Here is a 10,448-nt window from a genome sequence, read left to right on the forward strand (position 1 = left end):
AGTTTAGGTCCTCTTTTTTAATTTGCCTTTACCAGGAAATAGCAAATCCCAATGAAGGCGAGAAACCCCCAAAAAGGCGAAAGATCAAAATAAACCAAGGCTAGGAAAAACAAAATACTAGCAAGGGCAATAGGCCAGGAATAGTAGAGATCAACTACGCCCTGGGCTACAGAATAAGAAGCAGCGGCTAACAAGGCTAAAGCCCCATACTGAACGGCCACCATAATTCTTTGGGTAACGGGATTGGTATTCGTTGAAAGGAGCTGATAACCAAAAAATGCCAGAACTAAACCGGGTAAATTCAGGCTTAATAAAGCAATAATCAAACCGAGCATGCCAGCTGCTTTGTAGCCAATAAGAGCAGCCATTTTGACACCTGTTAACCCAGGAAAAAGAAAGGTAGTGCCAACCATACCAACGAATTCTTCGTTGTTAATCCAATGGCGATAGGTTACTGCCTCATATTCTAGTAACTTCAACATGGAATTACCGCCACCCAAAGAGATTATGCCAATTTTGCCAAAACTGAGCATGATAGCGAGCAAGGTATTCATCATAAGGTTAAAGACTGTTTAAGAAAGCTGACATAGTCGCAGGAAACCTGCGTTCCCAGCAAGTGTTTTGCAATTAAACTAACGAGAAATTGCGAGCGGCCTTCAACGCAAAGGCTGAAATAAACCGCTTCCTTCAGTTTTAATCTTGCCAGCTCCAGTTTTATAGTCGGCTCACTCGGAAATTTATAGATCAGTGCTTCCTTGACAAGGTCAACTGTAGTTTGATTTTTCTCTATCTGCTCTATGAGGTCTTGTGCCCTAACTCCATTGCTTCCAGGCAAGATTTCATCGGCCAAGCATTCATCTAGATCAATTTTCTTGCCATAGGCTCGCAAACCTTCGACCTCGGCAAAAAGTGGCTTATAAAGCCATTGCATACGGCGTTGTTTGATATTGAAATTATGATTCGCCAAAAGCGCATAGCGATCCTGCCTATGTTTGGCCTCATAATCGGAAAGAGCAAGAAAACGCTCATCCAAGCCATTCAAACTGATGATGGTTTCACCTGGCCAAAAATAGCGCGCCTCCCAGCGTATGTCCTCGCGTTCAGCACTAAGGTTTTCAAAATTCAATAAATTATTTTGATTAATCTCAAAATTCCAAACCAGTCGCGTATTCATAAGATCGTTCCTGAGCGGATACCTGATAAAAGCGTTTACGCTAGAGGATTCTTCACCTTAAAGCAATAAGGAGTTTTTTTATCTTTTCCGAAATCCCGCTGCGTCCAGTTACAAATAGCCCCGAGTATTACTCGCAAAATGATTTGAGACAGGTATATACTTATTATTTTACAAAGCTTGAAAGGGATTAACATGGCTACTCTGTTGTTTCTCATCTATCTGATATTTACCCTCATCGTTTTATACCGTGGTATGAATGCTATTCACTGGGAAATTGGTTCCGCCCTCTATTTGTTTATTGCTACCTTTATTGTTGGCATGCACTGGCTTGGGGGACTGCTCATTTGGTTGGTCGTGATTGCAGCAGTAGTTCTTATTAATGCCGAACCGATTCGGACAGCGATCAGCGACTTTTTATTCCAAAAAGTCGGAAAATCAATACCCAAACTCTCTAAGACAGAAGAAGACGCCCTAAATGCAGGTGATACCTGGATTGAAAAAGACATTTTTACCGGTACTCCTGATTGGGAACGTTTGATGCGCGTTTCTTCTGAACTGAGTGCAGAAGAGCAGGCTTTCATCGACAACGAGGCGCAAGCTTTGTGTGCAATGCTGGACGAATGGACGATCAAGCAAAATGGTGATTTACCCGCAGAGGTATGGGCATTTATTAAAGAGAAGGGTTTCCTGGGGTTGGTTATTCCCAAAGCCTATGGTGGAAAAGGATTCTCAGCGCGAGCTCACTCAGATGTCGTGATGATGGTTGCCAGCCGTTCTGCAGCTGCGGCGGTCACTGTGATGGTTCCTAACTCCTTAGGCCCTGGCGAATTGCTAAATTATTATGGAACTGATGAACAAAAAGCTAAGTATTTACCCAATCTTGCCAAGGGGATTGATATTCCCTGTTTCGCATTAACTGAGCCTGGCGCAGGTAGTGATGCCACTTCAATTCAGTCTGAAGCGATAGTTGTTAAAAAGAAAATAAATAATAAGACAGTTTTGGGTCTTAATATTACTCTGAATAAGCGTTGGATTACGCTGGCACCAGTTGCAACGCTTATTGGGCTTGCAGTTAATTTGAAAGATCCGGACGGCTTACTCAAAGGAGAAGGTTGCGAAGGTATTACCTGTCTTCTGATTCCGCGCGATACGGAGAATTTGCAAATAGGAAATCGCCATTTACCTGCTGAGCAAGCATTTATGAATGGTACTATCCGCGGCGAAAATATTTTTGCGCCAATTGATACCATAATCGGTGGCCAGAAGAATGCAGGGCATGGATGGCAGATGTTGGTTGAATGTCTGTCTATTGGTCGCTCGATTTCCTTACCTGCTTTAGGCTCGGCATCGTCCTCAATAGCGTATTTAGCTACAGGGGCCTTTGCTAGAATTCGCCGCCAGTTTAACGTTGAAATTGGTAATTTTGAGGGAGTTGAAGAGAAGCTGGCGGAAATTGCGGGGCTGAATTATTTGGTCAATGCAACAAGACTCCTAACAGTGGCAGCAGTGAATGAACACAAAAAGCCCTCTGTTGCTTCAGCAATTACCAAATATTTTAATACGGAGTTAGCACGCATTACTGTTAATAGTTCGATGGATATCCACGCTGGCCGTGCGGTAGTAACTGGTCCACGAAATTATATGTTTGAGTTTTATCAAAGTATTCCTATATCGATTACTGTCGAAGGGGCGAATATTATGTCACGGAATTTATTGATCTTTGGTCAAGGTTCTATGGCTTGTCATCCCTATGTTCGTGATGAATTTTATGCAATTTCCCAAGATGACAAATTGGCGTTTCGCAAGCTGATTTGGGAGCATATTTCTTATTTTATGCGCAACTTTGCCAAGTCATTTTGCTCGTCCTGGACCGGAGGCATCTTTATAGATGCACCTACAAAGGCGTTAAAAAGAGAGTACCAGCGCTTAACACGATTAAGCCATTCTTTTGCCTGGCTAGCTGATTTATCATTAATGTATTTAGGTGGTGATCTAAAACGAAAAGAGCGGCTCTCAGCAAGATTGGCTGATGGCATGGCCTTTCTTTATATCGCTATGGCAGTCCTAAGATCCTATCAACAAAACAATGAAAACCCTGATGAAAAACTACATGCTGAATGGGCTTTGGCTTATTGTTTTTACCAGGCACAAAAATCAATGCTCGCTTTTTGCCGAAACTTTCCGTCTAAGCCTATAGGTTTTTTGATGCGTCTATTCGCCTTCCCCCTTGGCCAAACTATGCATTATCCCTCGGATAAGCTGGATCATCAGTTAGCACATCGTATGATGCAAAATAACCAATATCGTGAACGCATGAAGAAACTTATATTTTTAAGTGGAGATACAAAACAGGCTGTTGACAAGATGGAACATGCTTTGCAGTTAATTATCAAAAATGATGCGCTCTATAAAAAAATTCCCGATCTAAAACGTTTCAAATTTGCAGCGCTAAAAGAAAAACTCGCTGAAAAGCTTAGTAAGGGCGAGTTAACGCAAGTTGAAGTGGAAGCCATCACCGCGGTTGAACGAGCCTGCTGGGATGCAATTCAGGTTGATGAATTTTCGATGGAGTCTATGAAGAAGAAAAACTTTGCTTCTTTGGCAGATACCTTTCCTAATCCAATGGATTAATAACAGGCATGGAAGTGAGCAATGCTATATTTCCCTTCTCCCCCTCAGGGGAGAAGGTGCCCGTAGGGCGGATGAGGGGGGCATCCTTCCACAAGCATAAATCTTGCTATTCAATACAACTTTTACATTCTCTTAACGATTAGGGACCAATTAAATTGTCCGTGAACTAAGACGAATTTGCTATAATGACCTAAAACAAGCTATCTTGATTTATTCTGAGGCAGATTGAATTAAGTAATTAATTGAGGGATAACGATGGACACCTATTTACCTACTCTTGACGATATTTCTAAGGGGGCTGAAGTCGCCACAACACCAGAGTCAAAGAGCTATTTACGTCATTCGTTTACAAAGCGCATTAGTAAAGCTGATAAAGCGATGCAAGCAGCATCAGTAGGCATCATAGAGAACCTGAAAATCAATGAGGATATGGCAACAGAGTTAAACTCTGATAAAGCCTGGATTAATGGTGAAATGCCGCAGAAGACTCGGGAAACGGGTGCTGAAAGCAAAGCGCTTAGTATAGGCTTGCATCGAGCGATGGAGACTAATCATATAGAAGAAATCGATGTCGATCTGGCTATTAGCAAAAAAGATGGTGAAATAAAGTATGCATCTAGTTTTAATCATAATCCCTTAGAAGGTGACCCAGCCGCTATAACCAATGATCTACTTCTCAATCACTTAGAAGCTGGTCATTATCAAGTAGATGTTAGAGATGAAAGATCTTTTCTCCAATATGATACAGGCAAGGCGGTAAAAGGTGATGACGTTGACGAGGCCGTAGAAATGATTATGAATCCGGAGACTGGTTTCGAAGCCTATCTTCAGCAATATGGAACCAGGGCAACAGTAAGAATGCATCCCTTCCCAGGAGAAGAGCCTTTGGCTATTCCCAGTGCAGAAGCACCAGGGCTAGAGAGTAGGCATAGCCCGGACGACGACGAAGTCTTTACAATTGAGTAGACCTAAGTTTTTGAGCTATTGGCGTATCTCAGGCGTTCAGCAGAGCCTATATCAATCCAAAGACCTTGATACAATTCACCTGTAGCAAGGTTTTTTTGCGCTAAATCCCGTAATAAGGGGGTTAGGGAATACCTGCCCGCTTTACACAACGCAAAGGCATTGGGGTGGTAACAGGCAATACCTGAATAAGTATATTGCCTATTTAGGTTGCTGAGCCATTGTCCATCAATCAAGTCAAAATCACCCTTGTGATTGTATTGAGGATTTTCTACTAAAATCAGATGGGCCATTAGCCCCTCTTGTAAGTTTAAGCGACGAAAATCAAAGTCAGTAAATACATCAGCATTAACTGTGACAAAAGGTTTTTTACCTAACAAGGCTAAGGCATTATAAATCCCGCCTCCCGTTTCAAGTCCGCCAGGAGGTTCCGGTGTATAACAGATCTCAACTCCCCATTTTTGCCCCTTACCAAGATGACGGCGAATTTGGCCGCCTAAATAAGCATGGTTAATGACAATTCGTTCAAATCCTGCCTCAGCAAGCCTTTGCACATGATGTTCAATAAGAGGTTTTTGCTGAACAAGACACATCGCTTTGGGCCGTTTCTCGGTCAGTGGCCTCAAGCGCTCCCCACGGCCAGCAGCCAGAATCATTGCAATTTTCATGGTAGACGAATCCGGGTATGCATAAATTGATAAAAATCGTGTAACTCTTCACGACCTTCCAAACAAGCCATTACATAATGCAAGGTTAAGGGCAAGTCTTGTAAATAATTGGGTTTGTTATCACGTAAATAAAGTCTTGAAAACACGCCAAGCACCTTCAAATGCCGCTGCAAGCCGCAATAATCAAAGGCGCGAGCAAAGTCAGCGAAACTGTACTGCTGAGCCAAAGGTGTATGTTCATAAAAATAACTAAGCCAGGCCATAACCTGCTCGCGCGGCCATTGGATATAACAATCTTTCAATAAGGAAACCAAGTCATAGGTTAAAGGTCCATTCATAGCATCTTGAAAATCGATAATACCGAATTCAGGTTCATCATTAAGAATCATAATATTACGTGAGTGGTAATCACGATGGATAAAGACCTGTGGCTGCTGCAAGAGTTGATCACTTAGCCAGTCGAAGGTCTCATTGAGAAGCATTTCCTCGGCCTGGCTTAAATTGATTTTTAAATAAGCGCTTAAAAACCACTCTCTAAAGATATTCAATTCATACAAAATGAACTGCTTGTCAAAAAAGGGTAGCGTCTCAGTTGCTGCCTTTTGCATAGTGATTAAAGTATCGATTGCTGCAGTATAGAGCTTATTAACGCTCTGTGGATTGAGCTTGGCAAGCAAGAGCATATCGCCAAAATCTTCAAATACTGCAAACCCCTGTTCTTTATTTAAGGCGTACAACTTTGGTGTATGAATGCCGGCACTACTTAATAAGCTGGCGATTGCCAAAAAGGACTCAATAGATTCTCTATCTGGCGGTGCATCCATAATAATGCGAGTTGTATCATCATGATACAAACGGAAATAACGTCGGAAGCTGGCATCACCGGTTAAAGAGGTGATTGAAAACTGAGGTGGAATGAGAGTTCCTTCCAACCACTTGTTAAGTGCGTTTTGTCGATTTTGCATGCTATACTCCACAACCTTTAAGCTCGTTGATCATAAGGTATTTTGGTTGCGGTGAACATAATAAGCCAACGAATAAGAAAAATGATTTGCCATCGCTATCTGTTTGCAGGCCTGGCTGCTGCTACATCCGGATTGGCTGCCGTCATGTATCATGTGGTTTCTCATGCGTCTGAAGTGATGATTGAACCTGTGCAGGCTTGTGTTATTGCTCGTGATCTTGAGCTAACAGCTGTTAACCGTGAGCGAATTGCCCAATGTCTGGGCTGGCAAGAAGAGAATGCCTCAACACTTTGTAGAGGGTCATACAAACCTATTGAAATCACTCCTCTTTCTGATGATGAAGAAGTACGTATCATGGCAGATAACGTTTCTTTTTATCGTGAAGGCCGCTCAGAATTATCGGGAAATGTTGAAGTGCAGCAAACAGGGCGCGTGGTCAATGCGCAGACTGCTTATGTGTATCGTGATGCTAAAACAAATCAGGTCACGCAAATTGAGCTACTGGGGTCAGTTAAATATTTAGAAGCAGATCGATTAATGATTGCCAGAAAGGCGACTATTAACCCCCAAGACAAATCCGGTAAGGTTGAAGATGTTTTATACCGCTTTAACTCACAAAGACGTGCCGCTGTTTTACCTTCCTGGGGGCGTGCGAGTTTGATTGAACGCTTTGCTAATAAAGATTATTTCTTAGAAAAGGCAACCTATACAACCTGTCAACCTCAGAATGACTCCTGGCATATTGGTGCTAAGAGCATCAAGTTAAATAATGCCAGCGCTACAGGCGTGGCGCGGCATGCCAAACTCTATGTGCGAAATTGGCCCATACTTTATACCCCCTACTTAAGTTTTCCGACCTCTAAAGAACGTAAGTCAGGTTTTTTAATGCCGGTTATTGGTAGTTCCAATGTCGGGGGTTTTGATTTAGCACTTCCTTATTATTGGAATATTGCTCCAAACTATGACGCCACGATAACACCACATTTGTACACAAATCGTGGCATGATGATGGAGGGGCAATACCGGTATTTGTCGCTCAATTCTTATAGTACTATTCAGGGCAGCTTCTTAGGGCATGATAAGGCTTACAATCATTTTTTACGTGATAGTGAATTGCAATATCCGAGTTTGCGAGGAAAACGCTCCGATCGCTGGTCGGTTGATCTAAAAAACAGCACAGCGATTACCCAAAATGTTCATCTCGGTATTAATTTCCAACAAGTGTCAGATGATTACTTTTTAGAAGATTTTAGTACTAACTTTGCCATCATGACTGCAAGACAGTTACTTCGCCAGGCAGACCTGTCTTATACAACGGACCATTGGTTTTTCAAGGGTATGGCGCAAAGTTATCAAACCTTGCACCCCATTAATCAAACCCCAGTAGCAGAAGTTTATCAGCGCTTACCCCAATTATTAGCTGCAGGCTCTTATGATGATCTGCCTTTTAATGCAAGTTTCTCCTTGTTAGGACAATACGACAATTTTATCTGGCCTGTAGATAGAGCAACTAAGCCAGAAGGGCCGCGATATCATTTAAATCCTATTCTGTCTTTACCACAGATCAAACCTTGGGGGTACTTCACACCCTCGATAGAGTTAGTTGAGAATTATTACGATTTAAATGCGCGAGCAAGTCATTTCAAATCAGATTACAATCGTTTAATTCCCCGGTACTACATCGATAGTGGCCTTAATTTTGAGCGCAGGACATCCTTTCTACACCAAGGGTTTACTCAAACATTAGAGCCCCGCCTTTTCTATCTTAATGTTCCATACCGCAATCAAACGCCTGTGCCTGTTTTTGATTCGGGTTATATGATTTTCAATGCTGATCAGTTATTCAGAACTAACCGTTTCTCAGGGTTTGATCGTATAGGTGATGCTAATCAACTGTCCTATGCTCTAAGTTCACGTTGGTTATCCGATGTGACAGGAGGGGAAAAAGCGAGCTTTACCCTTGGCCAAATTCGCTACTTTGATAAAAGAAAGGTATTGCTCTGTCAAAATCCTGATGGACATTGTCATGAGAATCCGTTGACCTTGGGACTGTTATCGACAACTTCAAAAACTTCACCTGTTGTCGGCCGCGCTCTTTACCATTTCAACTCAAACTGGGTTATGACTGGGGACTATGCCTGGGATCCCGCAACCCGTGCAACCAATAATGGTCATGTGAACTTCCATTATGAGCCAGAACCAAACAAAATCCTTGTTGCTGGCTACTCCTACCTTGTAAATGGCGATGTGACTCGGGTAGCATATACCAACATTGAAGATAACCCATTGAATCAGATTACCTTTTCATACGCATGGCCCTTTAGTGCCAAGTGGAGTAGCTTGGGTGGATACAATTACAACATTAGTAAGCGCTATGAAATGATGTCCTTTTTGGGGGTGCAGTATGATAATTGTTGTTGGGCTGTACGGTTGATCGGCGGACGGGCGTTCCGTTATCTGGATTCGCAGGCAAGACCTCACTATAACAACAATGTATATCTACAAATTTTATTAAAGGGACTTGGTTCGGTTGGAAACTCAGATCCAGCAAGTAGATTACGTACCTTTATACCTGGTTATATGGATCAGTTTCATCGCTGAGTTATATAAATGAATAGGCTTTATATGGGACAAAAAGCTGTAGTTCCAGAAGAAAACCGAATTCCCGCGGCTTGACCGCGGGAGTTGACTGCAGTGAAAGCTACGTGGTCAAGCCGCGGGAATTCGAAACAAACTAGCGGATTTCTATTTTTTGCCCTGTGCAAAGAAGAAGGGGTTGATTTTGGTTCAATTTAAACAAAGTTGCTTGTATTTTGTTTAAGAATATCCTAAATTGCCTGGTTAACGATAAAAGTAGAGGATTAATGGCATGTTTAAGTGGATTTTAACATTGTTATTGCTAGTGCCGGCATTAACTGTTTCGGCTCAACCTTTGGACAAGGTAGTGGCTGTCGTCAATGATGGCGTTATTACTTCCAGTGAATTAAGTGCTCAGGTTGAGTTGTTAAAAAAACAAATTGAGGCTAAGCAGATGCAGCTACCCTCAGAGCAGGTTTTACGTAAACAAGTTTTACAACATTTGATCGATGTTGATTTACAGTTACAGTTGGCAAAGCGGAATGATATTACTGTCGATAGCACTGATCTAAATGATGCTATTGCTAAAATCGCAAGCAATAATAAATTAACTTTAACCCAGCTACGTGAAGAGATTGGCAAGCAAGGTTTAACCTGGGAAGAATTCCGTGAAAATATTCGCAAAGAAATCCTCATAAGCCGCGTACAGCAGAAAGCAATTAATACAGATATTACTGTGTCAACAGAGCAGGTTGACGATTATCTTAAAACTGTAAAAAACGAGAATAAACCAGAACAAACTTACCATATACAAAATATTGTTATCCGCTTACCTGAGGAACCCACTACAGAACAGTTGAAAAAAGCACGTCAAAAGGCTAATGACTTGCTAAGTAAAATCAAGCATGGCGCTGATTTTAGCCAATTGGCGATCGCGGAGTCGAGTGGTGAGTTTGCACTAGAAGGCGGTGATTTGGGCGAACGTCATCTGGCTGAGCTACCAGATGTTTTTGCTAAACAAGTCGTTAATATGAGTGTCGGGCAAGTCTCTGGTCCTATTCGCACTGGAAATGGTTTTCAATTGATTAAAGTTATTGCCGTAGCTGGCGGTGAGCAACGACATGAAATTACTAAAACCCATGTGCGCCATATTCTGGTTAAGCAAGCGTCCAATATGACTAGTGATGATGCAATTCAGCAAGCGAATAACTTATACCAACAAATTAAATCAGGAAAAGATTTTGCGCTGTTGGCAAAACAATATTCTCTTGATTCTGCTAGCGCGGTAAAAGGCGGCGATTTGGGTTGGGTAAATCCTGGAGAACTGGTGCCCGAATTTGAAAAAGCAATGAATGAATTAGCCTTGAACCAAGTTAGCAAACCAGTTAAGTCGGTATTTGGTTGGCATATCATTGAGGTTTTGGATCGTAAAAAGATTGATGATTCAGAAGCCTTCAAACGCCAACAAGT

8 protein-coding genes (1 of these 8 cut by a window edge) are annotated in these 10,448 nt (G+C 42.1%); 4 read left to right on the plus strand and 4 right to left on the minus strand.

Going from position 1 to position 10,448, the window contains the following annotated elements:
* Positions 1–17: 17 nt before the first annotated feature.
* Both BN1094_RS03860 and BN1094_RS03865 read right to left on the minus strand, forming a co-directional pair.
* On the minus strand, positions 18–557 hold the full coding sequence (locus BN1094_RS03860) for a chromate transporter (protein ID WP_043873040.1): 540 nt from the start codon (positions 555–557) through the stop codon (positions 18–20).
* Positions 554–1,174 carry a hypothetical protein gene (locus BN1094_RS03865; protein WP_043873041.1) on the minus strand — a complete coding sequence of 207 codons (621 nt, stop codon included), beginning with the start codon at positions 1,172–1,174 and terminating at the stop codon, positions 554–556. Before BN1094_RS03865 ends, BN1094_RS03860 begins: the two co-directional genes overlap by 4 nt.
* Positions 1,175–1,366: 192 nt before the next feature.
* Between BN1094_RS03865 and BN1094_RS03870 the strand changes: the two genes are divergently transcribed.
* The gene (locus BN1094_RS03870) at positions 1,367–3,805 is read left to right on the plus strand and encodes an acyl-CoA dehydrogenase (RefSeq protein ID WP_052403121.1); all 2,439 of its coding nucleotides are present in this window, start codon (positions 1,367–1,369) and stop codon (positions 3,803–3,805) included.
* A 255-nt stretch (positions 3,806–4,060) separates the two neighbouring features.
* The gene (locus BN1094_RS03875; RefSeq protein ID WP_043873042.1) at positions 4,061–4,771 is read left to right on the plus strand and encodes a hypothetical protein; all 711 of its coding nucleotides are present in this window, start codon (positions 4,061–4,063) and stop codon (positions 4,769–4,771) included.
* Positions 4,772–4,773: 2 nt separating this feature from the next.
* On the opposite strand, the gene murU is transcribed toward BN1094_RS03875, so the two are convergent.
* Positions 4,774–5,436 carry an N-acetylmuramate alpha-1-phosphate uridylyltransferase MurU gene (gene murU / locus BN1094_RS03880; RefSeq protein ID WP_043873043.1) on the minus strand — a complete coding sequence of 221 codons (663 nt, stop codon included), beginning with the start codon at positions 5,434–5,436 and terminating at the stop codon, positions 4,774–4,776.
* On the minus strand, positions 5,433–6,401 hold the full coding sequence (locus BN1094_RS03885) for an aminoglycoside phosphotransferase family protein (RefSeq protein WP_043873044.1): 969 nt from the start codon (positions 6,399–6,401) through the stop codon (positions 5,433–5,435). Before BN1094_RS03885 ends, murU begins: the two co-directional genes overlap by 4 nt.
* An 81-nt stretch (positions 6,402–6,482) precedes the next feature.
* On the opposite strand from BN1094_RS03885, the gene BN1094_RS03890 reads away from it, so the two are divergent.
* Together BN1094_RS03890 and BN1094_RS03895 are read left to right on the plus strand one after the other, a co-directional pair.
* Entirely contained in the window at positions 6,483–9,002 is a 2,520-nt protein-coding gene (locus BN1094_RS03890) for an LPS-assembly protein LptD (RefSeq protein WP_043873045.1), read from the plus strand.
* A 268-nt stretch (positions 9,003–9,270) separates the two neighbouring features.
* Positions 9,271–10,448, plus strand: the 5' portion of a protein-coding gene (locus tag BN1094_RS03895; protein WP_043873046.1) for a peptidylprolyl isomerase. Its footprint extends 106 nt past the window's final position; only the first 1,178 of its 1,284 coding nucleotides appear in the window; it begins with the start codon at positions 9,271–9,273; the stop codon falls past the right edge of the window.

It is taken from the genome of Legionella massiliensis (genome assembly GCF_000756815.1).
In the GTDB taxonomy this organism is placed as follows: domain Bacteria; phylum Pseudomonadota; class Gammaproteobacteria; order Legionellales; family Legionellaceae; genus Tatlockia; species Tatlockia massiliensis.